The following is a 25,564-nucleotide window of genomic DNA, read 5'->3' as shown; positions in this document are numbered from 1 at the left end:
TTGCTCGAATCCGCGCTGACGCACCTCGTCAAGGGGATCGTCGATCACCCTGACGACGTGCGCGTCGCCAGCTCCACCTCTCCGCGTGGCGAGGTCCTCGAGGTGCGCGTGCACCCCGAGGACCTCGGCCGCGTGATCGGACGCGCCGGACGGACCGCGAAGGCGCTCCGCACCCTCGTGTCGGCGCTCGCCGACGGTCAGCGGGTGCGGGTCGACGTGGTCGACACCGATTCCTAGTCGCACGACCCAGCTCCGGGTGGGTCGACTCAGCAAGGCGCACGGGCTCAAGGGCGGTCTCAAGCTCGAGCTCTACACCGACGACCCGGACCGTCGGTTCACCCCGGGAGCCGTCTTCTCGCTCCAGGTGCCGGACGATTCGCCGTGGTCCGGCAAGGACCTGGAGCTCCAGGAGCTCCGGTGGTACAACGCGCACCCCGTCGCGTTCTTCGTCGGTGTCCCCGACCGGACGGTCGCCGAGACGCTCGTCAAGGCGATCCTCTGGGTCGAGCAGGACGAGGACGAGCCGACGGGCGAGGACGACGCATGGTACGACCACCAGCTCGTCGGGCTCCGGGTCCTCCGCGAGGGCGTCGAGGTCGGGACGGTCGCGCGGGTCGACCACCTGCCGGCGCAGGACCTGCTGGCGATCGACACGCCGTCCCGTGGCGAGGTCCTCGTCCCGTTCGTGAGCGCGATCGTCCCGTCGGTGGACATCGCCGGGGGCACGCTCACCGTGACGCCCCCGACCGGGCTGTTCGAGGAGGTCATCGAAGCGCCGGAGGACGCCGCCGACGGCCCGGAGGACGCCGCCGGTGCGTCGGAGGCGGAGGCCGACGGGTCCGCCACCGACCACGACGAGGACTGACCCGTGCGGATCGACATCGTCACGATCTTCCCGGAGTTCTTCGGCGTGCTGGACGTCTCGCTCCTCGGTCGCGCGCGGCAGGGGGGTCTGCTCGACGTGCACGTGCACGACCTCCGCGACCACACCTCGGACCGCCACCGGACCGTCGACGACACCCCGTACGGCGGCGGTGCCGGCATGGTGATGAAGCCGGAGCCGTGGGGCCTCGCGCTCGAAGGGCTCCTGCGGCCCGACCGGTCCTCGACCCTCGTCGTGCCGACCCCTGCCGGGGTGCCGTTCCGACAGGAGACCGCGCGTGCCCTCGCCGAGCAGGAACACCTCGTGTTCGCGTGCGGCCGGTACGAGGGCATCGACGCGCGGGTCGTCGAGTGGGCGTCCTCCCGCGCGTCCGTGCGTGAGGTCTCGCTCGGGGACTACGTGCTCAACGGTGGCGAGGTCGCGGCGATGGCGATCGTCGAGGCCGTGGGGCGGCTCGTCCCGGGCGTCGTCGGCAACCCCGAGAGCCTCACCGAGGAGTCGCACGAGGACGGCCTGCTCGAGTACCCGAGCTACACGAAGCCGGCGTCCTGGCGGGGTCTCGACGTCCCCGAGGTCCTGCTCAGCGGGCATCACGGGCGCGTCGCTGCGTGGCGCCACGAGCAGCAGCTCGAGCGGACGCGGCGGGTCCGGCCGGACCTCCTCGGTGACTAGACGTCAGGCGAGGAGGGCGGCCCGCTCGGCGCTGCGCAGCGTGAGGACCTCCGGGCCGTTATCCGTGACCGCCACGGTGTGCTCGACGTGCGCCGCCCGCGACCCGTCGCTGCTGCGCAGGGTCCAGCCGTCCTGGTCCTGGTAGAGCTCGTCCGTGCCGGCCATGAGCCACGGCTCGATCGCCATCACGAGACCGGGACGGAGGACCATCCCCCGGCCCGCGCGGCCGTCGTTCGGGACGTGGGGGTCGCCGTGCATCGAGCGGCCGACACCGTGGCCGCCGAACTGGAGGTTGACCGGGTAGCCCGCATCCCGGGCCACCGAGCCGATGGCCGACGAGACGTCGCCGAGACGGTTGCCGGGACGCGCCGCGGCGATCCCCGCGTCGAGCGCGCGCCGGACGGTCGCGACGAGGCGCTGGTCCTCGGCGCGCGGGGTCCCCACCTGGACCGTCACGGCCGAGTCCGCGACCCAGCCGTCCACGCTCGCGGCGAAGTCGAGGCTCACCAGATCGCCGTCGACGAGGCGCTGCGCGTGGGGCAGGCCGTGCAGCGCGGCGTCGTTGACGGACGTGCAGAGGTACCGGCCGAACGGCATCGCGCCGAACGACGGGTGGTAGTCGACGTAGCAGCTCTCCGCGCCGCGGTCCGCGATCATCCGACCGGCCAGCGCGTCGAGGTCGAGCAGGTCGACGCCGACGTCGGTGGCGTCGACGAGCGCGTCCAGGACGTCCGCGACGAATCGTCCGGCGGTGCGGAGGCCGTCGAGCTCGGCGGGGGTGCGCAGTTCGATCATGCACACCATCCTGCACCGCACGGGCCGCGCTTCGGCACGCCGACCCCGCGCGGGACGTGGTCCCGGCTGACGGCCCGGGTGGCGCTGGCCATACAGCCTGTGGCAAGATGGACAGCCGTGCCCTGGCCTGGTTCTGCCACGGGGGAACCGCCGCTCGTGGGGCACGCACCACATCTTCCCATCGATCAGCGACCGACCCGTGCGCGGCCGCAGAGAGTGACACATCATGAGCCAGCTCCTCGACCAGGTGGACGCCGCCTCGCTCAAGAGCGACATCCCCGCCTTCCGCGCCGGTGACACCGTCAAGGTGCACGTCAACATCATCGAAGGCACGCGCTCGCGTGTCCAGGTGTTCCAGGGCGTCGTGATCGGCCGGCAGGGCCACGGGGTCCGCGAGACCTTCACGGTCCGCAAGGTCAGCTTCCAGGTCGGCGTCGAGCGGACCTTCCCGGTGCACTCCCCGGTGATCGACCACATCGAGCTCGTGACCCGCGGTGACGTGCGTCGCGCCAAGCTCTACTACCTCCGCGAGCTCCGCGGCAAGAAGGCGAAGATCAAGGAGAAGCGCGAAGCCTGATCCTCCTCGAAGGATCAGCCAGCGCGCCGAGCGTCGGCGAGGGCCTCCCGTCCATGTAGCGTGTTCGCTGGACGGGGGGCCTTCGCTGTCTCGTCCGTCACCGTTCAAGGACCAGCAGGACGTCAATGACCGAACCGATCACCGACGGGGAGACCCGTCGCCGGGGCGAGCCGCGCCGCCGCAATGGAGCGCTCACCTTCCTCCGCGACCTCGTCATCATCTTCCTCGCGGCGCTGCTCGTGTCGTTCCTCGTGAAGACGTTCCTGATCAGGTCGTTCTACATCCCCTCGGCGTCGATGGAGGAGACCCTCGTCCCGAACGACCGGGTCATCGTGAACGAACTCGTGCCGCACGTGGTCGGACTCAAGCGCGGTGACGTCGTCGTGTTCAAGGACCCGGGTGGATGGCTCGACGGCGAGCAGCTCCCGGACCTGACCCCGCACACGGCGCTCGGCAAGGCCGCCGAGTGGCTGCTCACGCAGGTCGGCCTCGGGACCGCGGACAGCGACGACCACCTGATCAAGCGCGTGATCGGGCTGCCGGGCGACAAGGTGTCCTGCTGCAACGACTTCGGACAGCTCTCGGTGAACGGCGTGCCCATCAAGGAGCCGTACATCACCCTGCCGGCGGGGGAGACGCGCGCATCCGGCACGGACTTCTCGATCACCGTGCCGGCCCACTCGCTGTGGGTGATGGGTGACAACCGGTACGACTCGAAGGACTCCCGGTACAACCGGCAGACGCCGAGCCATGGCTTCGTGCCGGAGTCCGACGTCGTGGGGCGCGCGTTCGTGATCTCGTGGCCGACGAGCCGGTGGTCGTGGCTCGGCGACTACCCGGACGTCTTCGCGGGCGTGGAGCAGCGGGACTCGTGACGGCGGCGGGCGCAGTGCGCGGCGCGAAGCGGCCTGCGCGGCCGACCCTGCGATGGGAACGCTCCTTGCTCGAGCAGGGTCGCGTGACCGTCATCGGGTGCGACGAGGTCGGTCGCGGAGCGATCGCCGGCCCCGTGGCCGTCGGGGTCGCGGCGGTCACGATCGCGGTCGGCCGGATGCCGAGCGGGCTCGCGGACTCGAAGCTGCTCTCGCCCGCCAAGCGTGAGGCGCTGGTGCCGCGGCTCGAGGCCTGGGCGACCACCGCGGTCGGGATGGCATCGGCGGACCTCGTGGACGAGCAGGGCATCGTCACGGCGCTCGGAGTGGCCGGGGCGCGCGGCATCGACCAGCTCGTCGCGGCCGGGATCGCGTTGGACGGTGCGGTCGTGGTCCTCGACGGCTCGTTCGACTGGCTGAGCCGAGCGCTCCGCGACCCGGTCGACGTGCTCGTGCGGGTCAAGGCCGACCGCGACTGCGCCTCGGTCGCCGCCGCGTCGGTCGTCGCGAAGGTGCGGCGCGACGCCCTCATGGTCGCCGCGCACGAGGAGGCCCCGCACTACGCCTGGGCGTCGAACAAGGGGTACGGCTCAACGGAGCACTACGACGGCATCCGTGCCGCCGGTCCGCACGCGCTCCACCGTCGGTCGTGGCTCCACCGATTCGATCCCGTCGTCGAGGTCGAGCCGCTGTTCGAGCTCGACGAGGACGTCCCGTCCGCCGACGACGCGGTCCCGTCGGTCGACGACGCGGTCCCGTCGGTCGACGACGCGGTCCCGTCGGTCGACGACGGGGCCCGCCCGCTCGTGGGAGCCGACCCCGAGCGCTCCTGAAGCTCGTCGCGCCGTAGGATGTGCGGCGATGGATGACGACGAATTCGACGACTACGACCGCGAGGTCGAGCTCGCGCTGTACCGTGAGTACCGCGACGTGGTGTCCCAGTTCCGCTACGTGGTCGAGACCGAGCGACGGTTCTACCTGGCGAACGAGGTCGAACTCGTCCGGCGGGACACCGAGCACGACTTCTACTTCGAACTGAGCATGAACGACGTCTGGGTGTGGGACGTCTACCGTTCCGATCGCTTCGTCAAATCAGTTCGAGTGCTCACGTTCAAGGACGTCAACGTCGAGGAACTGACGAGTCGGGAGCTCGAACTCCCCAAGGAACTCGCCCTCGACGAGTAGGTGCGCCGTGCACGGAGTGTTCACCCCGGCGGGGTGAAATCACGGACCCGGCGCCGACGAATTCGACGGCATTCCGCAATTCCGTGAGCGAGTGCAATCCGGAATGGTTACGCTGTGTGCTGGCGTCAATTCGTGGACATGTCCGCATGCCCCACGTCATCGACGTCGTCAACGACCGGAGAACCACCGTCCCCACGGTGGGCAAGGAGTGTGCACATGGCCCAGAAGGTGACCGTTCAGCTGGTGGACGATCTCGACGACACCCCGATCGGCGCGGGCGACGGCCGGACCGTCGAGTTCGCGTTCGACGGAGCGACCTACGAGATCGACCTGTCCAACGACCACGTCGACGCGTTCCGCGAAGTCCTGTCGGACTACATCGCCGCAGCGCGGAAGGTGGGGGCCCGGCGTTCGGGTTCCGGATCGGGTTCGACCAAGACCCCGGCGAAGCGCGGGAACTCGGCCGATCTCGCGAAGATCCGGGAATGGGCGCAGGAGAACGGTCACAACGTCTCCAGCCGTGGCCGTATCTCGGCGGCGGTGCAGGAGGCCTACGCGGCCGCCCACTGACGACGCATTCCGACGATCGCTGAACGACCGTCGGGAAACGGCGGATCCGCGCACGCGGATCCGCCGTTCGTGTTCTCAGCAGGACATCCGTCCTGTCAATTCCGCCCGTCCTCCACAATCCAGCCGAATCGCATTCCTTCCACCGATCGGCGCCACGCGAAATGCGTGGATCCCGGGTTCGGCAGGCTCGGTCCGGGAGGAACGATGCAGGTGACACAGGACGATGGCGGTCACAACCGCCGGACCGGGGCGGCGGGAGAGGACATCGCAGCGCGGTGGTTCGAGGAACGGGGGGCCCGCGTCCTCGACCGGAACTGGCGAGGCCCGAGCGGCGAGCTCGATCTCGTGGTGCGCCACGGGCAGACGGTGGCCGTGGTCGAGGTGAAGACGCGCACGGTGACGACCGCAGGACACCCGTTCGAGGCGATCACCCGCCGCAAACGCACCCGGCTCCGCCGGCTCGCCGCCGAGTGGTGCGCGACACATCCCCGCGTCGCTCGCGCCTCGGCCGTCCGCGTCGACGCAGTCGCGGTCCTCATGGTCGGCGACCACGTCGCGGTCGAGCACCTCGAGGACATCGCGTGAGCGGCATCGGGCGGACCACGGCCGTCGCGCTGCTCGGCATCACCGGCCGCATGGTCGAGGTCGAGGCGCACCTGTCGAGTCAGCTGCCCTCGTTCAGCATCATCGGCCTGCCGGACGCGGCCCTGGGTGAAGCCCGCGAGCGGGTCCGTGCCGCGGCGTCGAACACGGGCAGCGCGCTGCCCGCGCGGCGCATCACCGTCAACCTCATCCCGGCCTCCGTGCCGAAGCACGGCTCCGGGTTCGACCTCGCGATCGCCATGGCGGTGTTCGTCGCGGCGGGGGTCGTGCCCGCCGACCCGGCCGGGACGGTGCACATCGGCGAGCTCGGGCTCGACGGGCGAGTCCGTCCCGTCCCCGGCATCATCCCCATGCTCGCCGCCGCGCGCGAGGCGGGTGCCGAGCGTGCCGTGGTGCCGGCGGGCAACGCCGCCGAGGCGTCGTACGTCCCCGGCATCCGTGTCGAGCCGGTCGTCACCCTCCGCGACGCCGCGATCCTGGCAGGAGCCGACCTGCTCGCCGAGCCGGCCGAACCCGTGACCGCCGCGGCGGTCACGGCGGCGGACCCCGAACCGAAGGAACTGGCGGACGTCGTCGGCAACCCGACCGCGGTCCGCGCCCTCGTCCTGGCGGCCGCCGGTGGTCACCACGTGCTGTTCCTCGGCCCACCCGGCGCGGGCAAGACGATGCTCGCCGAACGGTTGCCCGGCCTCCTGCCCGACCTCGATCCGGTCGCCGCGCTCGAGGTGGCGGCCATCCGGTCGCTCGCCGGCCACGGCGCGGAGTCGTGGACGGTCCGGCCCCCGTACGAGCACCCGCACCACTCGACGAGCCCGGTCGCGCTGATCGGCGGCGGCAGCCGTCTCATCCTGCCGGGCGCCGTGTCCCGTGCGACACACGGGGTGCTGTTCCTCGACGAGGCGACCGAGTTCCCCCGGAACGTGCTCGACACCCTGCGGCAGCCGCTCGAGTCCGGCACCGTGACCATCCACCGCGCGGTGGGACGCGCGCACTTCCCGGCACGCTTCCAACTCGTGCTCGCGGCGAACCCGTGCCCCTGCGGCCGGTACGGCGTCCCCGGACCGCCGTGCGAATGCCCGCCGCTCGCCCGGCGTCGATACCTCGGACGGCTGTCCGGCCCGTTGCTCGACCGGATCGACGTGCGGCTCGCGGTGCCCCGGGTCACCCCTGCTCGCATCCGCTCCGACGTCGATCACCCGATGACCACCGCCGTGGCGCGAGAGCGCGTCGTCGCCGCCCGGGCCGCGATGTCCCGGCGCTGGCGAGGCACCCCGTGGCGGCTCAACGCCCACGTCCCCGGCACCCACCTCCGGAGCGCCGACATCGCGTTGCCGACCACGACGACACGGTCGCTCGATGTCGGACTCGAACGGGGGACGCTGACGATGCGCGGGTACGACCGGATCCTGCGCATGGCGTGGACGCTCGCCGACCTGGCGGGCGAGGAGCGGCCCGACACCGACCACGTGCGTCAGGCGATCGCGCTGCGGAGCGCCCTGTGAGCGCCACCGCGGCCGCTCGCCTGCGCGGCGTCGGCAGGACGGACGACGGCGATCCGGACACGGCCGTCGCCGCGGCGCTCTGGACCGTCGTCACGGAGCCGGGGGACGCGGTCGCCGGGCACCTCGTCGCCGCCCTGGGGGCGGTGGACGCGCTCCGCCTGGTGAGGCGCGGCGACGACGCCCTCCGCATCGCCGACGCCTGCCGCGCACAGGTTCCGGTGGCCGACGAGGACCACCGCGAACTCGTGCAGGCGCTCGTCGCCGCGCTCGCCCGCTGGGCGCCGCGGCTGCGACATCTCGACCCCGATCGCGTGCTCGACGCGGCGGCGGCGGTCGGCGCACGACTCCTGGTTCCCGGGGACCGTGACTGGCCCGAGCGGCTGGCGGATCTCGGCCCGCACGCACCGCTCGCGCTCTGGATGCGCAGCACCGCCCCGCCCGCGTCGTGGTGGGCGTCCGCGCCATCGCTCGCGGTGGTGGGGTCCCGCGCGGAGACACCCTACGGAGCCGAGACAGCGGCCGACCTCGCCTCGGCCGCGGCCGATGCAGGCGTGCTGGTCGTGTCGGGCGGCGCACACGGGATCGACGCGGTGGCACACCGCGTGGCCCTCGCTGCGGGTACACCCACCGTGGCGGTGCTCGCGGGCGGTGTCGACCAGCTCTACCCGGCGGCGAACGTGGAACTCCTCCACCGCGTCATGCGGCGCGGGGCCGTCGTGGCCGAGGCGCCACCCGGGGTCCGGCCGACGCGGTGGCGGTTCCTCCAGCGGAAACGCAAATAGACAGATTCTACGTCTACGCAATCGGTGTCGGCGGGTTCTGCCATAGTCGTAACGTGGCACGCCTGAAGGACTCCCTCACTGATACTCGCCGGTTCCGCGTCTGGGCGTCCACCCCGTCGGAATTGCTTCCGGTGCTCGACGCGCTGGAGGCTCAGTACGCCGAGCTGCGTAACAGCTACATCGACGAGCGAACGCGTTATGCCCGCGAGGCCTTGGACCGCGCGGAGCGAGACCTCGCGACGTCACAAGAGCGCGTCGCCGATGACTTCACCAACTATTACGCGAGCCGCGTGCAATACGCGGAGAGAGAGGTGGCAGAAGCGGAGGCCCGCCTGAGGGAAGCAACGAGCGAGGCCGAGCGTTTTGACATGGTCAAGGTCCACGTTAAGTTGCGGGGTGGGGCCGAGCGGGACGCGAAGGGGCGTCCTCAGGAGGTTGTGGAGTACCTCGCTCCGCTGCCGATTCGTGATTTGACGGTCAGTACCCCTGCGGGGTCCCTCAGCGGACACCGCATCACCGTCAACTTCCGGCGGGACGAAGGCGCGTTGCTGACGGTTACATCTGAGGATTCTCGGTGGGCCGCCGCCGCCCTCGCTGAGGTCGGCGACGCCCTCGCTGTGCGGGTGCCTAGCTGGCGCTGGGCGCGAAGCTGGTGGGTCGTATACCCAGTGGTGTTGTTCGCCGCGATCGTCCTCTCAACAGGTGTTGCAAGGGCTCTGCCGAAGGATCAAAACGTCGTGGCTCTGTTCATCGCAGCCGCGTTCGGCCTCGCCGTGGCGGGGGCCTTCGTGGGGATACGCCGCCTGCTGCCGGCGTTCGAGCTTGCCGCGAGTGGAGCACCGCGAGGGCGTCGCGTCGTCGGGCTAGTTGCAGGTTGGGTTACCACAGTGGTGCTCGGAGTGATCACCAACCGCATCAGCGGATGACGGGGGGCGAGCGGACTGACGAACGCCCCGGCCTGAGTAGGTCGAGGGCGTTCGTATGTCTGAGGCGGCCGGCGCGGGGGTACACCGCACCGGCCGCGCATTCACTCTAAGCGTGCCAGTACGGTTGGCGCGAGAGCCCGGGGCGCTTCCATCGCTCCGGGCTCTCGTCACGCCGCGGACGCCAGCGCCAGGGCCTCTACATCGAGCACCTGAGCCTGTCCGGCGGCGACCCAAGCGCGGAGCTGGTCGCGGAGGCCGGCGGCGCGGAGGAGGCTCACGAAAGCATCCCCGGCGACTAGGACGAGCTGGCGCTGGGGGCGGTGATGGCGGGGGACTGGGGGTACGTCATGGTGCTGGTTCCTCTGTTCGATGCCGGCGGGGTGCCGGGCTCGAACAGTTAAACAGTCGGCGCGCGGGGGAGCGAGCCGAGGCGTACCCCCAGTACCGGCGGTAAGAGCCAGTCTCCTAGCGTGAGTCCCCTAGTGGTCGTCGCCGGGGGCGTAGAGCCCGAGGTCATTCCGCTGCGGAGCGCCGAGGTCGGGCGGGAGTGCGGGGCCGGTGACGCCTGCCTGAGCCTGAGCGATGCGGCGGGCCGCGAGCGGCCCGCCGTTCTGCTGGGCCTGGCGGACGGCGTAGGGGGCGGTGCGGTCGACGTAGATGGTGCCGTCGTAGAACATGTTGGTCCTTTCGGTGGTGTCGGTGGTGGCGCATACCGTCCCCGCATGGCTGGCAAGCTCTGCGAGCGGCACAGTCTGCGGATGCGGCTGCTGCTACCGCTGGCGCGTCCTGGCGATGGGTGGTGGCTCTGCCCGGAGGGCGACTCTGAGCGAGCGGACGTAGGCGAATGCCCGAGCCCACAGCGGGCGGCGAGTTGAAGTGCGTCCCGGCTCCTGCGGTGCAGGTGGCGCAGTTTGGCTCGTCAGAACCAGGCGGCCGCTCCACCGCGGCGGAGTGGTAGAGGACCGCGCGGCCTGCTCGCGCTGCCCGCAGATCACGACGTGTGATCGAGTCCGGAAGCGCGCTGAAGGGAGGCGTTCCAACTTGACGCACGCGTATGCGCCGGTCGTGTCGTCCCGCGAATACCGCATCAGGTCGACGTGGACGCCGCACCTGTGCTTCCCGCTCCTCTGCCTTGCGAGCCGCTCTCAAGCCTCGCGTGGCACAGCTCCAGCCGTGACCGTTGCGCTACGTTCGTCTTCATGCACACCCGTGGGGCAGAACGATGACACTTCATTTCAGGAACCCACCGCTGCTTGAGCTCGTGGCGGACCTTCGCTGGGATGTCCCTTCATCACCGCAGCCGTTGGCAGCCATCGGGCCGCTCGGCACAGTGCCGGTCCAGGTTGCGTTGAACGCGCAGGAGCCGCTTCTCGATGAGTTCCGGGCTGCTTGTCAAGAGCTTGGATTCACGTACGTGGAGCGGCTGGTGCCAGTCGGTATGCCACTGATGCCCGGTCAACATCTATTTCGATTCCGTCGAACAACCGACAACCTGATCGTGCAGGCCGGCCCCGGCGTAGTGAGTGTTCACGCTCTTCCTCCTTATGAGTCTTGGGCGGGATTCTCGCCCGAGGTGAAAAAGGTTGTCGCCGCCTTGACAACCGTGCTGCGGGGTTATAATAATGAGTTTTTCCGAGAAGTAAGCGTCCGCTATCTTGATGCTTTCGGAAGACGTTTTCTTGGCGAAGCGTCACCCTCCGATTTCGCTCAGCAGACGCTAGGCTTTAAGTTGCACCTTCCCGGATCTGTTGAGGATGAGAGAGATGCGTCATCAGCTACGCAGCTAGCATTCACATATAGTTTTTCCACGCGAGATGCACTCGCCGTCACGATAGCGCTTTCTGAGGGACTCATCAATAATGAAGTATCGTTGATCTGGGATACAGCCGTGCGATCCGGGAGCGCAGTTGCTTCTGAAAGCGAGAAGGTCATGGAAGTGTTTGCAAGGGCGCATGACGTGATTCATGCAATATTCGTAGACTCAACTCAGTCCATCCGCGAACTCATGGAGCCGGAAGGGCAGGATGACTGAGCCGGCAGTGATGGCCACGCTCGGCGGTCTTCGCTATTCGTTCCCTTCGCTCCTATCGGGGGTCGCGTCGCTTGCGACGAGCGCGTCGGTAGCTGTCGCAGCGCCTCTGCAAAACCTGACGTCGTTCCTCACTAGCGCTCGTGATCGGTCCGGCCGTGATATGGCTGCTGGTGTTGTGAATGAGTATCTCGCGCTCGCGCGCGAGATTCGATTGAGCAAGACTCGCAGTGACCTGGAATACTTGTCGACCCTCCAAGACGGGTGGGACGGGCCGGGATCCCTCGCGCCCTCTACGGAGGTCCTAGCCAACGTCAATGGCGCGGTTGCAGTCCTGCTAGAGGAACTCAGTGACTACGACCTGGTTCCCAATACTACGGGCACTGTGTCGTTCGAATGGGAGGATGAAAAGGGCTACGCATTGTTGGAGATTGGAAGCGAGAGCTACGCGCTAACGATCGACCCCTCAATGGGCGAGCCGCACTTTGAGAACGGCAAGTTTGGCCTAAATGCCCTTGTTTCGGTTGTCCTGCATCTCACTGTATTGCTTGAGTTTTCGGCTGTGTCGCAGCCCGTAGGGGTTGAAATACCTCGTGACGCGTTTGTGTCTGACGTGCGGCGGACGTTCGCGCCGGTCGGCTGAGATTCAATGGGGGAAGATGAACGCCTGTCTCCAGATGAGAGCGGGGACGTCAACAATGACTTGCCACTCGTCGTGGCGGACGATGAGTATGTGGAGCGCATAGTCTCTAAAACCAACGTCAGCGGCAAGGGCGGCTTGCGATGGCAAGCGTTGAAGCCTCGTCCTGGCGAAATGGGCGTATCCGTGATACGAGCCGTTATTGGTAAGAACGTCGTCAAGCGGACTGCAAAAGCAGTCATCCGAGACTACGTGGGACTCGCGGAAGGCCTGGTCGGTCAGCTCAGGGCGGTGGGGGTGGATGTTGTTGATGAGCGGCGTGTCGGTGAGTATCACGGTCACGCCGAGATCCGCTTCCAGACCTATCCGGAAGTTCTCCAACCGTACGAGCCGGTTCCAGCAACCGAGGGAAACCTAGAACAGATTCACTATTACAAGAGTCACCTTCGGCTGTTCAGGCTGCTTGTGGACCCGGATCCATCTAGCGAGAGCTGGGACGGGCCTGCGCTAGCCGGTGGAACTTTAGGCGAGTAGTCGATTCAGCTTCACTGCCGAGTTAGCCGTGAAGCCCATGGGCGCCGCCGGGCAGGGCAGGTCTGCGAACAGGTAGCCGCACCGCCACGGCGCTGGGCCGTCGCGGAGCACGTCGTGCGCGGATGCGCCATGGCCCCGCGCGGTCAACGCTGCATCAGGATCGAGGACGCCGAAGCCCCGCCGGCGGTGCCGGAGAAGGCCTGTCTGAGTGGGCGTAGTGCGCGGTCAGGGCGAGGTCGATGGGGTGAGGCTCGCGGCGCATGAGTGCGGTGGCGGCGGCCATGAGCAGGCCATATCGGCGCTCGGGGTAGCCGGGGTCCGGCTCGTGCCCCCTGGGGAACCAGCCGGGGTGCGCGGAGTCGTAATGGACGATGGCGCTGTATGCGGCGTGGGCGGCGTCGGCGCGAGCGCTGCCGGTGAGGCCGAGAGAGTCGGCGTAGCCGATGGCGGCGGCGACCGCTTCCGCGGGCGTCGTCACCTGGCGGGCAAGCCGGAGCAGTGGCCGGTCGTCAGTGCGGTCACCTACCGGGAGGACGAGCTGCGCCGCGGCGCGGGGACGCGATGGCGGGCGGCGCACTAGAGCTGCTTGCCCTGCCGAAGCCCGGAGACCTTGCGGAGCTGCGACGAGGACAGCGGCGCAAGCCGGGCGAGCATCTGGCCTGCGGCCTGGCGAGCCAAACGGCTCTCAGTGACCGCGCCGCTGATGACCGTTTGGCCTTGCGAGCCGTTCAACACGTAATCGGTGCGAGCGGCGACGCTCATCATGAGGTCAGCGGTGGTGACAAGTTCGGCGGCCTGTTCGAGCTGCGCCAGCTCTGCGCCGGCGAGCTCGGGACGCTGCTCGATGACGGACAGGAAGGCGTCCCGTGCCGCGTCACTCCAGTGGTCGGGCGTCGGCCACTCGTCGGGATTGAACGCTGGTGCGTCGGGCTCGGTGGCGAGAACGTCGTCAGTGGTCATGGTGATGGGCTCCGGAAGGGTAGACGGACCGCGGTCAGCGGAGGAGGGACGTTCGAAAACCGGCGCAGGCCACGGGAGGCTCGGTCTCTGGCGCTATGCCTTGTCGAGCTGGAAGACGGCCGGGGGGAGGAGTCCGACGCCGGCGGCTCGGCTCGGGTGAGCGCGGGTCGCCGGTTGCCCGTGCGGCGCTTGCCGAAGCGATCAGCGCGCGCACACACTCGCGGCACGACGGCGGCCCGCCGCGGCCCGCGTCGGTCAGGACACGAGCCGCGGCGGTCGATGCTGATGCGATCAGTCGCGGCCAGCCGTCAGTAGGCCGAGTCGCCTGTCGAGCGCGCTCGGCGCTGGCGTTGCGGGCTCGACTGCCTCACGGCAGGCGCGGCACCGGGGGACTCGGCGGACGGGTCGTGCGGATGCGACGGGCACCCACCGCGTACAGGTTCGGCAGGTCAGGAACCAGCGCGGGGCTGGTCCAGGAGTGGGGGTTGACCGTGGCGCGGGAGCCGCAATCCGTGCGCCGGGGCGATAGGTCATGAGGCGTCTCGTCGGATCGCGGCCTGAACGTCGAGTGCGGCGCGAGCGTCGGCCTGCTCTCGGGCCTGCTCTGCCATTGCCTGCACGGCGTAGCGCTGCCAGTAAGTCTCCCGGGCCTCGCCGGCGCGGTCGGCAGCACCGCGAACGGCCTGCTGCTCGCCCCACGTCAGCTCGTGGTACGGCTTGGGCTGAGTCGGAGTGGTGTTGGCGACGACGGCGCGGGCGATGGCGCGGGCGGTTTCGGAGTTCACTTGGCGTCCTTCCCGGACAGGTCGAAGGTGAGGCCGGCGAGAGAACGGCCGTCCGGCGCGGTGGCGACGCCAGCGGTCCCGGCGCTGCGGGCGTCGCTGAGGCGCTGCACGTCGCGGGCGATTTGAGTCAGTTGACCCGCTGCCGCTCCGGCGTCGGCCGCAGCGGCAGCGCGTCGGCGCTGCGCGAGGTCGACAGTGCGCTCGATGTCGGGCAGGAGCTGCATCGCGGCAGCGTCGAGCCCCGCCGGATTCACACCCGCGAGCGGCAGCCCGGCGAAGGGTGCGAGCGTGCGGATGGCCGAGATGTGCTCGATGACGCCGGTCAGTGCCTCGGGGAGCGCGGCGAGATGATCCATGAGCGCGGACTCTGCGCCTGCGCGCTTGCCGGCGAGGTTTGCGATTGGCGCGTCGCTCAGCGAGTCCTCCAGGAGGCGCACGGGCCGGTACGCCTGGACCGCGCGGCCCTCCGCGGCCTGCCAGTCGCGGTAGGCGTTGTCAAAGTCCTCGACACTCACGTCGCGGCGTCGGCGAAAGCTGCCGTCAGCGTCGCGGCGGACGGTCCGGCCGTCGCTTTCGGCCATCGCGTAGTACGCGCGCCGCGCGGCTTCCGCTTCATCGGATGCGGCTCGGGAAGCAGCGCGGAGAGCAACCAGCTCAGAGCCGCCGTCCGGGCGGTCGATGATCGCGTCGAGTTCGGCTTGTGCGGCGGCGTCGGCGTCGCGCTTGATCTGCTGCATGCGGTCGTTGGCGCGCGAGACGGGGTTGTCGGTGTAGGTCAAAGGGGTTGCCTCTGTTCTGAGCCGTGGGCAGCCGTGCGATCCATCGCGGCTCGTTCGATGGCGGCGGGGGCTACAAGGGGGTAGAGCTCGCGGAGCGTCGGCGTGGCGTCAGGCGAGTGCGGCGCGCTGCGCGGCGAGCCGGGCGTCGAGGGTGGTGCGGTCCGGGACTATCCAGTGCCGGCCGTAGGGGCGGGCGTTGCGGGGCGTGAGGACAGCGTCTAGGGCAGCGCGGAGGATGCGGGAGCCGTTGCTCTGGCCACGCTTGTTCGGGTCGTCCTGAGCGTCGAGAAGTGCCGTGAAGGCCTCCGCCGCGTCGGCGTCGAGCAGGAGGTCGAGGACCCCGGTCCACGTCAAGCGCTCACCCTCGCCCAGCTCGCCGTCAGTGAAGGTGTCAGCGATGAAGCCGAGCGCCGCGACCGCCTGGCGTTGCTGGACGCGGGCGCGCGACTCGCGGCACCGCTCGGCGTGCGGGATCGCGGGACGCGGCGTAGCCGGCTCCGCAGGCGTCCGCTGGACCGGCCAGGGACAGTCCCGGATGGCGGCGCGGCGAACGACAGCCAAGAGATAGGTCGAGACGGCCTCCGGGTCGCCGTCGAGGACGTAGGTGCGAAGGTCCGTGTAAACGGGCGAGGCGTCGGCGCGGTCCGGCAGCTTGCGGAGCTGGTCACGGAGGATGGTGGCCGCTGCGGCGAAGGTCAGGGGTGCCGCGGTCTTCGTGCCGGGGACGTGCTGGGCGAGGCCCGTGGAAGCGCGGCCGATGCCGGCGTCGTGGAGGACGCCGGTGGCGAAAGTGCGCGCGAGCATCGCCGGCCAGGGCAGCGCGAGGCGGCGGCCGTCGGGCGTCCAAGCCACCTTGGTCGCGTGGCCGCTGTGCGGCGCGGCCCGGAGCTTGCTGCCGGTAAGCGCGGCGAGGCGGTCCGCCGGGGTCGGTGGGGCGGGGGATGGAGTCATGGGGTCGGTTCCGAGAGGGTCGGTGGGCAGCGCGTGGGCGCGCGCTGTGTGGGCGTGCAACGGAAACGTGAGAATGACGATTTGCTGCCGCCCCATCTATCTTTTGTAGGAGAGAAAGACGCCTAGAGAGAGATATGTGTAGGGGGCAGAGAATCGTCACTTCTCACGTTTCCGTTGCAGCTAGGAGGCGAGCGGCGCTACCGCCGGCGTCCCTGCCCGCGTCCGCTCGACCGCCGCGCGATACGCGGGGCCGAACATGGCCGTTGCTCGGGCGTCGGCGGCACGCCAGAGGGCATCTGCGGCATCCGCCGGCCCGGTACCGGCGTTCGCATCGAGCGTGGCGCGGAAGGCCGCCTGCATGGCCCAGAGCAGCTCCAGTGCCTCGCGGTCACGGGATGCCGCGGGTCGGTTGCTGCGGGCACGGCAGGCGTCGGAGCAGAATCGCGCCGTTGAGCGCTGGGCCTCGAAGGTGTCGCCGCACTGGCGGCATGTAGTCGTGAAGGTGCTCACGGAGCGTGCTCCTTAGCGGTCGATAACGTTCGGGATGAAGGACAAAAGCAACGGCCCCGGCAATGAGCCGAGGCCGTGAATATCGAGTGGGGGAGAATGAGTGGGTGCGCCGGCGCTCACCCCTGAGCTGGCGCACCCGAGACACGCGCCATTGCGTGTCGTTGTCCGCCGGGAGGATCGCCGGACGATGGGCCGCCGCGGGGGTGAGCGGCGAGAGCGTGAGGACCGCCGCGCCCCGGGAACCGACCAGGGTGCCGGCGCGGGCGGTCAGACGGCGGCGCGTGCCCATTCGCGCTGCCGTCCGTGTGCGGCGCTGATCGTCCGCGTTCACGATGTGGGCCGCCCCCGGCCGAAAGGACCCGGAGGCGGCAGGGCACAGGAGGCAACCCTTGAGAGAGCCAACGCGCGTCACGGGCGGGTCGCATCTACCCGCGGGGGCATCGCCCTCTCACCGCTATAGACCACGGCGTGGCCCACGTCACATGTACGCTCGCGGCTGTGAAGCGCCGCCTGCCCCGTTACGCCTACGTGCTGATTGCGATTGGCGGGCTCGCCGCAGGCGTCGCGGGGGCGCTCGGTGACAACGCTAAAGAGCACGGAACGCCGTGGGGCGTCGCTTTCGGCGGCGTTGTCGCCGCTTGGGTCGTGATCTGGCTTGTCGTCGTGGGCCTTGTGGCGCTTGCAGCGCGGCGCGGCGGTCGGCGCTGACCCCGCTACTCGGTGTGCTCCCATTCGTTGAGGTGGGTCGCTAGAAGGTGCTGAATGCGCACGCGCTCGGGGCCGCGGCCCGGGTCTACCTGTACGGCGACGAGAGCGCGGACTACCTCGCGCTGGCGGTCCAGGTCGAGCGCGTCGAATCGCTCTCCGACTGTCTCGCGGATGCTTGCCCCGCCGCGGACGGCCGCTGCTGCGGGAGGCAGGTGCCCCAGCAGGTCCAGCGCAACGGCGAGCAGAGCGCTCGCGCCGGACCGCTCGGCGCGTGCCCGGTCGAGTTCGGCCGTCACGACCTCACGTTCGTCGCGGAGCTGTTCGAGGCGTACGCGAGCGACGGCTGCGGAGATTAGGCCCTCATCACGATCCGCCGAGGTTTGCGCGGCGGCGCGCTCCGCACGGTCCAAGCGGGCCAGGAGTGTCGCGAGGGTAGTGCCCGGCTCTGCGGTCGGGATCAGGTCGGGGCCGCCGGTAGCTATTGCCCAGACGACGGCGTCGCGCACCTGGGGCTCCAGGTAGCGCGCGAGGATCTGCGGGTGGCGGTGGTTGGCGCTGCACCGGTAGCTCTCCCGAAGGCGCTTGATGCCCGCGCCACACACACCGCAGACGGCGATTCCGCTGAGCAGGTACCTGCGGGCCGGTCCCGGCGTCGTCCGCCTGGCAGGGTCCGCGAGAATGGCTCTGGCGGTCTCGGCAGTGTCATCGTCCACGATGGCGGCGACGTGCTCGCTGCGCTGCCAGCTCTCGGCGCGCTTGCGCAGCTCGCGCCGCTCGCTCGGGGTGAGCGCAGCATCATTTGGCAGTGCGAGCGCCATGCCCTGATAGCTGCGGTTCAGGATCACGTCACGAACGCGGCCAGGGGTCCATTTTCCCTCGCCTCCGCGACCAGTTGTGAAGGCGGTGCCTCTGGCGGTGAGGGCTGCGGCAATGCTGTAGATCGTGCGGCCGTCCGCCACGGCGTGAAAGATTTCCAGGATCACCGCCGCTTCGTTGGGCCGGGCGGTCGTCCCATCAGACTCATAGCCGTAGCGGCGGCGTCCCGGCACTGGTAGCCCCATAGCGACACGCTGAACGTTCGCGCGGCGCTGTCGAGCGCCCTTGCGTTCGATTTCTGCGCGAGCTACCGAGGCTTTGATGCGGGCGTACATGCGGCCCCCGTCGGTGCTCAAGTCAGCTTCACCGTTGGCCGTGACGACGATGAGGCCACGTGACTCCGCTGCATCGATCCAGTCCTCCAGCTGGCGGGGCTGACGCGTCAGACGGTCCAGGTCCCAGCACACGAGTGCATCGAATCGACCGGCGGCGTAATCGTTCTCCAGGCGTTCGTAGGCGGGGCGCTTCACGTCCTTCTTGCTGGCGGAGATGCCATTGTCCGTGTACGGCTCGCCAGCCAACGTCCATCCTCGGTCGGCGACGATCCGGAGGCAGTCCTGTCGCTGACGCTCGACGGCCAGACCGGTTGCCCGGTCGTCGTTGCTGATGCGGAGGTAGACGGCGGCGCGCAGTTGCATACGTCTAACTTAGTTTGGCGCAGCGCAACCGGTTGATCGCGGCCCTCGCCGACGCCGTGGTGGTCGTCGAGGCGGGCGCGCGGTCCGGGGCGCTCAACACGGCCCATCACGCCGCTCAGCTCGGTCGACCCGTGCTGGCGGTGCCGGGTCCGCTCACCTCACCGTCGTCGGTCGGGTGCCACCGACTGGTGTCCAGCGGTCGGGCGACGCTGCTCACCGCCCCCGCCGATGCGGTGCGGGCGGTGAGCGGTCCGGACGCCGACGGCGGGCCGCTCCGCATCCGATCGGCGCAGGACGACCCTGAGCTGCTCCGTGTGCTCGATGCGCTCAGCCGCCGCGCGGGACTGTCCGTGGACGAGGTCGCTCGACGGTCTGGGCTGGGGACCGCCGCGACGGAGGACGCGCTCGCCCTGGCCGAGCTCGAGGGCCGGGCGGAACGCCACCGGACGGGGTGGCGCCTGGTTCCGTGAGGGCGACCGGCGGCGACTACGGTTGGCCCATGACGCCCGCGGCCGAGGACCTGGAGTTGGTCCGCGCCACGCACGCGTTCCTCGACCACCTCGTCCACGGTCGTGGTCTGAGCGCCCAGACGGTCCGCGCCTACAGCGGTGACCTCGAGGACCTGGTGGCGTTCGCGGCGGAGCGTGGTGTCGGTCGGCCGGACGAGCTCACCCTCGAGGTGCTCCGGGACTGGTTGTGGCGTGCGACCGAGCGTGGACTCGCTCGGACGACGATCGCCCGCCGGGCCTCGTCGGTGCGCGCCTTCACCCGGTGGGCCGCCGAGACCGGTCGGATCGCCACCGACCCCGGCGTCCGGCTCCGTGCGCCGAAGGGCGGCGCCCACCTGCCGCGAGTGGTGCGTGCCGACCGTGTCGAGGGCATCCTGACGACCCTCGGTGACCGCGCCGCGGACGGCGATCCGGGAGCCCTCCGTGACCACGCCGTCGTGGAGCTCCTGTACGCGTCGGCGCTGCGGGTCGGTGAGCTCGTGGGCATCGACCTCACAGACGTCGACCGGAACCGGCTGACGGTCCGTGTCCTGGGCAAGGGCGGACGCGAACGGGTCGTCCCCTTCGGCGTGCCCGCGGACGACGCCCTCGGTGCCTGGATGGAACAGGGCCGACCGGTGCTCGTCGGCCGTGCCCAGGCGCCGGACCCGTCGGCGTTGTTCCTGGGTGACCGGGGTGCCCGGCTCGGCGTCCGCGGGGTGTACCGGCTCATCGCGCGGATCCTGGCGTCTGAACCGGGGGACGGTCCCGCAGGCCCGCACACGTTCCGGCACAGCGCGGCGACGCACCTGCTCGATGGCGGTGCCGACCTCCGGGCCGTGCAGGAGATGCTCGGGCACGCGAGCCTCGGCACGACGCAGATCTACACCCACGTGTCGAGTGCGCGCCTGCGCGAGGCGTACCGGAGTGCTCACCCTCGGGCGTGATCACCGAGTGGCAGGAGCACGGGCCAGGCCGCCGGTGCGAGGTACGCGAGCGGGTCGACGTACCGCTCGTCGACCCGCACACCCAGGTGGACGCAGGGCGCGGCGGCCGGGCAGTGTCCGACCGCGACACGACCGACAGGGGTCCCGGCCGCGACCGTGGTGCCGACCACGACGTCCGGCGTGACCGAGTCGAGCGAGCTCCGGACGCCACGGCCGTGGTCGATCGTCACGACGCCGCGTCCTGCCACGGGCCCGGCGAACACCACGGTCCCCGCCGCAGGGGCCCGCGCGAGCGTGCCGACGGATGCGCGGACGTCGATCCCGCGGTGCCCCGCGCCGTAGTCGTGTGCCGGGGGTTCGAACGGCCGGAGGACGACGCGCTCCGGGACGGGCCAGGTCCAGGCCGACGCCGCCATGCTCGCCGACGTGCGGATCGACGCCGGGCGCCGGGGTGCCCCTGCACACGGGGGCCCAGCGCACGAGGAACCAGCACGCGCGGGCCCAGCGCCGAGCGTGACGGTGCACAGCGCGACGACGCACAGCACGAGGACGCGCGGGACGACCACCAGCGCCGCGCCGAGGCGCGTCCAGGATCTGCGCGGCGTCATCGTCCGCAGGGGAGAGGGCACCGCTCGCGACCGTCCTGTCGTGTTCATGGGCCGAGCCTGGTCCCCACCGCACGTCTCGAGGGGACGCTGCGCGAGCGTGCGGGGAGTGCTGCTTGATGGCGGGTCCTGGGGAGGGGGAGCGACTGCGGCGTGCGATGACGACCACGGACACGGCCCCAGGGGTACCGTGGCAGGCGCTCCGGTCCCGAGCAACGCCGCCCCGGACGGCGACCAGCCGACCTCCGGGGCAGCGCACGGCGACTCGGTCGTACGCCGGCGGGAACGAGGAGCACGTGAGCACATCGACGACGAGGTCCGGCACAGACCGGGCGTTCAAGGGCAAGGTGACTGCGTTCGCCATCGCCGCAGCGGTCGGCGGGTTCCTCTTCGGGTTCGACAGCTCGGTGATCAACGGCGCCGAGTCGGCGATCACCGACCAGTTCAAGCTGTCGGCCGGGGGGAGCGGCTTCGCGGTCGCGAGCGCCTTGATCGGCTGCGCCTTCGGCGCCTACTTCGCCGGGCGGGTCGCGGACCGTTGGGGCCGCACGCGCGTGATGTTCATCGCGGCGATCTTGTTCTTCGTCAGCTCGGTGGCGGTGGCGTTCTCGCCCGACACCACGTTCTTCGTGGTGTTCCGCCTCATCGGCGGTCTCGGCATCGGCACCGCGTCGGTGATCGCGCCCGCCTACATCTCCGAGGTCGCGCCGAAGGGCATCCGCGGTCGACTGGCGTCGTTCCAGCAGCTGGCGATCACGCTGGGCATCTTCGCCGCGCTGCTGTCCGACCAGGTCATCGCGATCGGCGGGGGCGGCACTGCGAGCGGACACTTCTGGGGCCTCGAGGCGTGGCGGTGGATGTTCCTGGTCGGGGTGATCCCGTCGGTCGTGTACGGCGTCTTGGCGCTCGTGCTGCCCGAGTCGCCGCGGTACCTCGCCGCGCAGGGGCGCAAGGACGATGCGCGGGAGGTGCTGACGAAGATCGTGCCGAGCGACACCGTGGACACGTCCCTCGACGAGATCGAGGACGGCATCCGCCAGGAGGAACAGCAGCAGAAGGGCACGATCCGCGGCGACCGCTTCGGCCTCAAGGGCATCGTCTGGGTCGGCATCATCCTCGCCGTGCTCCAGCAGTTCGTCGGCATCAACGTGATCTTCTACTACTCGACGACCCTGTGGCAGGCCGTCGGGTTCAAGGCGTCGGACTCCTTCACGATCTCGACCATCTCGTCGGTGATCAACGTCGTCGTCACGTTCGTGGCGATCTTCACGGTCGACCGCCTCGGTCGGAAGCCCCTGCTCGTCGCCGGATCGGCCGGCATGTTCGTGTCGCTGCTCATGGTCGCGATCTCGTTCTCGCAGGCGTCGCTGGACTCCAGCGGCAATCCGCACCTGCCGGGTCCGTGGGGCGTCATCGCGCTCGTCTTCGCCAACCTGTTCGTCGTGTCGTTCGGTGCGACGTGGGGCCCGCTCATGTGGGTGCTCCTGGGTGAGATGTTCCCGAACCGCATCCGCGCGACCGCGCTCGGCATCGGTTCGGCGGCCAACTGGGTCGCCAACTTCGTGGTCACGATCACGTTCCCCGCGCTGTCGGGCTTCAACCTGACGGTCACGTACGGCATCTACGCGTTGTTCGCGCTCGTGTCGTTCTTCTTCGTGCTCGCCAAGATCCCGGAGACCAAGGGCCGCTCGCTCGAGGAGATGGGTGTCAGCGCCGAGGGTGGCAAGGTCGGCAGCAGGTCCTGACGGGCGCGGGACCATCGCGATCGGCGTTGCCGGTCGTCCAGGAGGCACGGGGCACGGGAGACGATCGAGTCACCGGCACCGTGCCTCCCGGCGTCCTGCGGCGCGACCGGCTGGTGCTATCCTGAGTGCAGCAGCGCGCTGAGCGCTGACTTCGCGTGCCCATCGGCCTCCACGCCCATCGGTCCGCCCGCTGGTCCTCTCCGGCGTCGCGGCGGTCGTGCGCCGGGCACCAGGGACCCGACCGCCGGTCGTGGTCGACAAACCGCAACATCAGCGCGCGGCCGTGCCGTGCGCCGGAAAAGGAGAACGGCCATGGCCGTCGTCACCATCCGCCAGCTGCTCGACAGCGGCGTGCACTTCGGGCACCAGACCCGCCGGTGGAACCCGAAGGTGAAGCGTTTCATCCTCGCCGAGCGCTCGGGCATCCACATCATCGACCTGCAGCAGTCGCTGTCCTACATCGACCGCGCCTACGACTTCGTCAAGGAGACCGTCGCCCACGGCGGCACGATCCTCTTCGTCGGCACCAAGAAGCAGGCGCAGAACTCCATCGCCGAGCAGGCGACGCGCGTCGGCCAGCCCTACGTCAACCAGCGTTGGCTCGGGGGTCTCCTCACGAACTTCCAGACGGTCTCCAAGCGGCTCGCCCGCATGAAGGAGCTCGAGGAGATCGACTTCGACGACACGACGAAGGGCTTCACCAAGAAGGAGCTCCTCATCAAGAAGCGCGAGCTCGACAAGCTGCACAAGACCCTCGGTGGCATCCGCAACCTCACGCGCACGCCGAGCGCCCTGTGGGTCGTCGACACCAAGAAGGAGCACCTCGCCATCGACGAGGCGCAGAAGCTCGGCATCCCGGTCATCGGCATCCTCGACACCAACTGCGATCCCGATGAGATCACCTACCCGATCCCGGGCAACGACGACGCGATCCGCTCGGTCGGTCTGCTGACGCGCATCGTCGCCGACGCCGCCGCCGAGGGCCTGACCGTCCGCCACCAGGGCGGGTCGGACGAGCCCGTCGAGCCGCTGGCCGAGTGGGAGCAGGAGCTCCTCGCGCAGGGCGGGTCGAACACCGCCGCAGGCCAGACTGAGGGCGAGGGCGCCACGGTCGAGGAGAACGACGCCGACGCGCAGGTCGCCGAGAAGCCGCTGGGCGAGCCGCTCGAGACGGTCAACGCGGAGCCGACGGCCGAGGCCGCTGCCGCCGCCGAGACCACCCCGGCCGAGTAACAGCCGCACAGGACACACCGGGGAGGCGCCGTCCGGCGCCTCCCCGTTCATCACCACACGCGAGTCCAGAAAGGACGTCCACCATGGCGAACTTCACCGCAGCTGACGTGAAGACCCTGCGTGACCGCCTCGGCGCGGGCATGCTCGACAGCAAGAACGCGCTCGTCGAGGCCGACGGCGACATCGAGAAGGCCATCGAGATCCTCCGGGTCAAGGGCCTCAAGGGTGTCGCGAAGCGCGAAGGCCGTGCGACCACCGCCGGCCTCGTCGCCGCCACCGAGACCACCGGTGCCGCCACGATCATCGAGCTCGCGAGCGAGACCGACTTCGTCGCGAAGAACGACCGCTTCATCGCGCTCGCGTCCGAGGTCCTCGGCGCGGTCGCCGAGGCCGGTGCCGACACGGTCGAGGCCGGCAACGCAGCGACGGTCAACGGCCAGACGGTCAGCGACTACATCAACGACAACGCCGCGCTCATGGGCGAGAAGGTCGAGCTCCGCACGGTCGCCCGTGTCGACGGCACGAACTTCGCGATCTACCTGCACAAGACCAGCCAGGACCTGCCCCCGCAGGTCGGCGTCGTCGTCGCCTACTCGGGTGACGACGCCGAGACGGCTCGGTCGATCGCGCAGCACATCGCGTTCGCCGACCCGAAGTACCTGACGCGCGAGGACGTCCCGACCGAGGCCGTCGAGAAGGAGCGCGGGATCGTCGAGGAGACCACGCGCGCCGAGGGCAAGCCGGAGGCCGCCCTCCCGAAGATCATCGAGGGCCGCCTGAACGGCTTCTTCAAGGAGATCGTGCTGCTCGAGCAGGGCTACGCGAAGGACTCGAAGGTCTCCGTGGCCAAGGTCGCGCAGGACGCCGGTCTGACCATCGAGGGCTTCGCCCGCGTCAAGGTCGGCGCGTAACCCACCACCGACGGGGTCCGGAACGACACGTTCCGGACCCCGTCGTCATGTCCGCTTCCGATAGATTCCCTCCAGCACGACGACGAAAGGGCGAACCGAACGATGACCGACGAGAAGACCGGCCGCAGGCGCGTCCTCCTGAAGCTCTCGGGAGAGGCGTTCGGCGCCGGATCCCTCGGTGTGAGCCCCGCGGTCGTGAGCCGCCTGGCGGGCGAGATCGCCGAAGCAGCACGCGACGTCGAGATCGCCGTGGTCGTCGGCGGCGGGAACTTCTTCCGCGGCGCCGAGCTCAGCCAGAGCGGCATGGACCGCGGCCGCGCCGACTACATGGGCATGCTCGGCACCGTCATGAACGCGCTGGCGCTCCAGGACTTCCTCGAGCAGGCGGGTGCCGCGACGCGGGTCCAGTCGGCGATCGCGATGACGCAGGTGGCCGAGCCCTACATCCCGCGCCGGGCGGAGCGGCACCTCGAGAAGGGCCGTGTCGTCATCTTCGGCGCCGGTGCGGGGCTGCCGTACTTCTCGACGGACACCGTGGCCGCGCAGCGTGCGCTCGAGATCGGCGCGAACGAGGTCCTCGTCGCGAAGAACGGCGTCGACGGGGTGTACTCGGCGGACCCGAAGAAGGACCCGTCGGCCGAGAAGCTCGAGCGGGTCACCTACCAGGACGCCCTCGTCCGCGGGCTCAAGGTCGTGGACGCCACCGCCTTCAGTCTCTGCATGGACAACGGCATGCCCATGCACGTGTTCGGGATGGAGGGCGAGGGCAACGTCGCCGCCGCCATCCGCGGCGCACGCATCGGGACCGTCGTCAGCAACTGAGCCCTGCGAGGTCGAGGCGCGCGGGGCCTCCCGGAC

General features: G+C 69.9%; 31 protein-coding genes. 22 read left to right on the top strand and 9 right to left on the bottom strand.

Annotation, left to right across the window (positions count from 1 at the left end):
* From DEI88_RS09805 to trmD, 3 genes are read left to right on the top strand one after another with little or no spacing between them, the layout of a single operon-like run.
* Nucleotides 1-237 (top strand): RNA-binding protein, encoded by a 237-nt coding sequence (locus DEI88_RS09805; protein WP_111009289.1) that lies wholly within the window; start codon nt 1-3, stop codon nt 235-237.
* A 19-nt stretch (nt 238-256) separates the two neighbouring features.
* Complete coding sequence (gene rimM, locus DEI88_RS09800) at nt 257-865, top strand: ribosome maturation factor RimM (protein WP_111009288.1); 609 nt, start codon at nt 257-259, stop codon at nt 863-865.
* 3 nt (nt 866-868) lie between these two features.
* Entirely contained in the window at nt 869-1,555 is a 687-nt protein-coding gene (trmD, locus tag DEI88_RS09795; protein ID WP_111037204.1) for a tRNA (guanosine(37)-N1)-methyltransferase TrmD, read from the top strand.
* A gap of 3 nt (nt 1,556-1,558) precedes the next feature.
* Here the strand turns inward: trmD and map are convergent, their stop codons facing one another.
* The gene (map, locus tag DEI88_RS09790) at nt 1,559-2,350 is read right to left on the bottom strand and encodes a type I methionyl aminopeptidase (RefSeq protein ID WP_111071457.1); all 792 of its coding nucleotides are present in this window, start codon (nt 2,348-2,350) and stop codon (nt 1,559-1,561) included.
* 226 nt (nt 2,351-2,576) lie between these two features.
* On the opposite strand from map, the gene rplS reads away from it, so the two are divergent.
* The 9 genes from rplS to DEI88_RS09745 all read left to right on the top strand — a co-directional run bounded on the left by rplS (nt 2,577) and on the right by DEI88_RS09745 (nt 9,367).
* A complete protein-coding gene (gene rplS / locus DEI88_RS09785; RefSeq protein WP_111009285.1) occupies nt 2,577-2,927 on the top strand; it encodes a 50S ribosomal protein L19 in 351 nt (116 codons plus the stop codon).
* Nucleotides 2,928-3,052: 125 nt separating this feature from the next.
* Nucleotides 3,053-3,802 carry a signal peptidase I gene (gene lepB / locus DEI88_RS09780; protein WP_111009284.1) on the top strand — a complete coding sequence of 250 codons (750 nt, stop codon included), beginning with the start codon at nt 3,053-3,055 and terminating at the stop codon, nt 3,800-3,802.
* A gap of 83 nt (nt 3,803-3,885) precedes the next feature.
* Nucleotides 3,886-4,632 (top strand): ribonuclease HII, encoded by a 747-nt coding sequence (gene rnhB / locus DEI88_RS09775; RefSeq protein ID WP_258374944.1) that lies wholly within the window; start codon nt 3,886-3,888, stop codon nt 4,630-4,632.
* Nucleotides 4,633-4,660: 28 nt separating this feature from the next.
* Nucleotides 4,661-4,984, top strand: coding sequence for a DUF2469 family protein (locus DEI88_RS09770; RefSeq protein ID WP_111009283.1), 324 nt, complete (start codon nt 4,661-4,663; stop codon nt 4,982-4,984).
* Between the two features lie 216 nt (nt 4,985-5,200).
* Nucleotides 5,201-5,554 carry a histone-like nucleoid-structuring protein Lsr2 gene (locus tag DEI88_RS09765; protein ID WP_111009282.1) on the top strand — a complete coding sequence of 118 codons (354 nt, stop codon included), beginning with the start codon at nt 5,201-5,203 and terminating at the stop codon, nt 5,552-5,554.
* 210 nt (nt 5,555-5,764) lie between these two features.
* Nucleotides 5,765-6,139, top strand: a complete 375-nt coding sequence (locus tag DEI88_RS09760; protein ID WP_258370192.1) for a YraN family protein — start codon at nt 5,765-5,767, stop codon at nt 6,137-6,139.
* Nucleotides 6,136-7,659 carry a YifB family Mg chelatase-like AAA ATPase gene (locus DEI88_RS09755; RefSeq protein ID WP_111013722.1) on the top strand — a complete coding sequence of 508 codons (1,524 nt, stop codon included), beginning with the start codon at nt 6,136-6,138 and terminating at the stop codon, nt 7,657-7,659. Before DEI88_RS09760 ends, DEI88_RS09755 begins: the two co-directional genes overlap by 4 nt.
* Nucleotides 7,656-8,441, top strand: a complete 786-nt coding sequence (locus DEI88_RS09750; protein WP_181441174.1) for a DNA-processing protein DprA — start codon at nt 7,656-7,658, stop codon at nt 8,439-8,441. The genes DEI88_RS09755 and DEI88_RS09750 overlap by 4 nt, the downstream gene beginning before the upstream one ends.
* Nucleotides 8,442-8,494: 53 nt before the next feature.
* Nucleotides 8,495-9,367, top strand: coding sequence for a cytochrome d ubiquinol oxidase subunit II (locus tag DEI88_RS09745; protein ID WP_146246016.1), 873 nt, complete (start codon nt 8,495-8,497; stop codon nt 9,365-9,367).
* 479 nt (nt 9,368-9,846) lie between these two features.
* Here the strand turns inward: DEI88_RS09745 and DEI88_RS09740 are convergent, their stop codons facing one another.
* Nucleotides 9,847-10,044 carry a hypothetical protein gene (locus DEI88_RS09740; protein ID WP_111071460.1) on the bottom strand — a complete coding sequence of 66 codons (198 nt, stop codon included), beginning with the start codon at nt 10,042-10,044 and terminating at the stop codon, nt 9,847-9,849.
* 545 nt (nt 10,045-10,589) lie between these two features.
* On the opposite strand from DEI88_RS09740, the gene DEI88_RS09735 reads away from it, so the two are divergent.
* The 3 genes from DEI88_RS09735 to DEI88_RS09725 are packed head-to-tail and all read left to right on the top strand — an operon-like array spanning nt 10,590 to nt 12,570.
* A complete protein-coding gene (locus DEI88_RS09735; RefSeq protein WP_111071461.1) occupies nt 10,590-11,399 on the top strand; it encodes a TIGR04255 family protein in 810 nt (269 codons plus the stop codon).
* 10 nt (nt 11,400-11,409) lie between these two features.
* Entirely contained in the window at nt 11,410-12,039 is a 630-nt protein-coding gene (locus DEI88_RS09730; RefSeq protein WP_146246017.1) for an SDR family oxidoreductase, read from the top strand.
* A 6-nt stretch (nt 12,040-12,045) separates the two neighbouring features.
* Nucleotides 12,046-12,570 carry a hypothetical protein gene (locus DEI88_RS09725; RefSeq protein WP_146246018.1) on the top strand — a complete coding sequence of 175 codons (525 nt, stop codon included), beginning with the start codon at nt 12,046-12,048 and terminating at the stop codon, nt 12,568-12,570.
* Between the two features lie 576 nt (nt 12,571-13,146).
* Here the strand turns inward: DEI88_RS09725 and DEI88_RS09720 are convergent.
* The 5 genes from DEI88_RS09720 to DEI88_RS09700 form a co-directional block, all read right to left on the bottom strand.
* Nucleotides 13,147-13,530: a hypothetical protein gene (locus tag DEI88_RS09720; RefSeq protein ID WP_111071465.1), complete on the bottom strand. Its 384-nt coding sequence runs from the start codon at nt 13,528-13,530 to the stop codon at nt 13,147-13,149.
* Nucleotides 13,531-14,060: 530 nt separating this feature from the next.
* Nucleotides 14,061-14,315: a hypothetical protein gene (locus tag DEI88_RS09715; RefSeq protein WP_111071466.1), complete on the bottom strand. Its 255-nt coding sequence runs from the start codon at nt 14,313-14,315 to the stop codon at nt 14,061-14,063.
* Nucleotides 14,312-15,094 (bottom strand): hypothetical protein, encoded by a 783-nt coding sequence (locus tag DEI88_RS09710; protein ID WP_146246019.1) that lies wholly within the window; start codon nt 15,092-15,094, stop codon nt 14,312-14,314. Before DEI88_RS09710 ends, DEI88_RS09715 begins: the two co-directional genes overlap by 4 nt.
* Nucleotides 15,095-15,202: 108 nt before the next feature.
* Nucleotides 15,203-16,045 (bottom strand): hypothetical protein, encoded by an 843-nt coding sequence (locus tag DEI88_RS09705; RefSeq protein ID WP_146246020.1) that lies wholly within the window; start codon nt 16,043-16,045, stop codon nt 15,203-15,205.
* Between the two features lie 180 nt (nt 16,046-16,225).
* Complete coding sequence (locus tag DEI88_RS09700) at nt 16,226-16,555, bottom strand: hypothetical protein (RefSeq protein ID WP_111071469.1); 330 nt, start codon at nt 16,553-16,555, stop codon at nt 16,226-16,228.
* 498 nt (nt 16,556-17,053) lie between these two features.
* On the opposite strand from DEI88_RS09700, the gene DEI88_RS09695 reads away from it, so the two are divergent.
* Nucleotides 17,054-17,263: a hypothetical protein gene (locus tag DEI88_RS09695; protein WP_146246021.1), complete on the top strand. Its 210-nt coding sequence runs from the start codon at nt 17,054-17,056 to the stop codon at nt 17,261-17,263.
* Between the two features lie 5 nt (nt 17,264-17,268).
* Here the strand turns inward: DEI88_RS09695 and DEI88_RS09690 are convergent, their stop codons facing one another.
* Nucleotides 17,269-18,777 (bottom strand): recombinase family protein, encoded by a 1,509-nt coding sequence (locus tag DEI88_RS09690; protein WP_111071470.1) that lies wholly within the window; start codon nt 18,775-18,777, stop codon nt 17,269-17,271.
* 14 nt (nt 18,778-18,791) lie between these two features.
* Here DEI88_RS09690 and DEI88_RS09685 point away from each other — a divergent pair, with 14 nt between their 5' ends.
* Nucleotides 18,792-19,247, top strand: a complete 456-nt coding sequence (locus tag DEI88_RS09685; protein WP_146246022.1) for a DNA-processing protein DprA — start codon at nt 18,792-18,794, stop codon at nt 19,245-19,247.
* A 29-nt stretch (nt 19,248-19,276) separates the two neighbouring features.
* Entirely contained in the window at nt 19,277-20,212 is a 936-nt protein-coding gene (locus tag DEI88_RS09680; protein WP_146246023.1) for a tyrosine recombinase XerC, read from the top strand.
* Here DEI88_RS09680 and DEI88_RS09675 read toward each other — a convergent pair.
* Nucleotides 20,197-20,820 (bottom strand): murein hydrolase activator EnvC family protein, encoded by a 624-nt coding sequence (locus tag DEI88_RS09675; RefSeq protein ID WP_258374945.1) that lies wholly within the window; start codon nt 20,818-20,820, stop codon nt 20,197-20,199. The genes DEI88_RS09680 and DEI88_RS09675 overlap by 16 nt on opposite strands.
* Before the next feature lie 293 nt (nt 20,821-21,113).
* On the opposite strand from DEI88_RS09675, the gene DEI88_RS09670 reads away from it, so the two are divergent.
* From DEI88_RS09670 to pyrH, 4 genes are all read left to right on the top strand, one after another.
* Complete coding sequence (locus DEI88_RS09670) at nt 21,114-22,562, top strand: sugar porter family MFS transporter (RefSeq protein WP_258368489.1); 1,449 nt, start codon at nt 21,114-21,116, stop codon at nt 22,560-22,562.
* Between the two features lie 312 nt (nt 22,563-22,874).
* A complete protein-coding gene (gene rpsB, locus DEI88_RS09665) occupies nt 22,875-23,795 on the top strand; it encodes a 30S ribosomal protein S2 (protein ID WP_111009277.1) in 921 nt (306 codons plus the stop codon).
* 83 nt (nt 23,796-23,878) lie between these two features.
* The gene (gene tsf, locus DEI88_RS09660; RefSeq protein ID WP_111009276.1) at nt 23,879-24,706 is read left to right on the top strand and encodes a translation elongation factor Ts; all 828 of its coding nucleotides are present in this window, start codon (nt 23,879-23,881) and stop codon (nt 24,704-24,706) included.
* Nucleotides 24,707-24,808: 102 nt separating this feature from the next.
* Nucleotides 24,809-25,528, top strand: coding sequence for a UMP kinase (gene pyrH, locus DEI88_RS09655; RefSeq protein ID WP_111009275.1), 720 nt, complete (start codon nt 24,809-24,811; stop codon nt 25,526-25,528).
* Nucleotides 25,529-25,564: the final 36 nt, after the last annotated feature.

The sequence above is a fragment of the Curtobacterium sp. MCBD17_003 genome (assembly GCF_003234885.2).
Classification (GTDB): Bacteria; Actinomycetota; Actinomycetes; order Actinomycetales; family Microbacteriaceae; genus Curtobacterium.
Note: the sequence above shows the minus strand (reverse complement) of the source record. Positions and strands in the feature narration are given on the sequence as shown.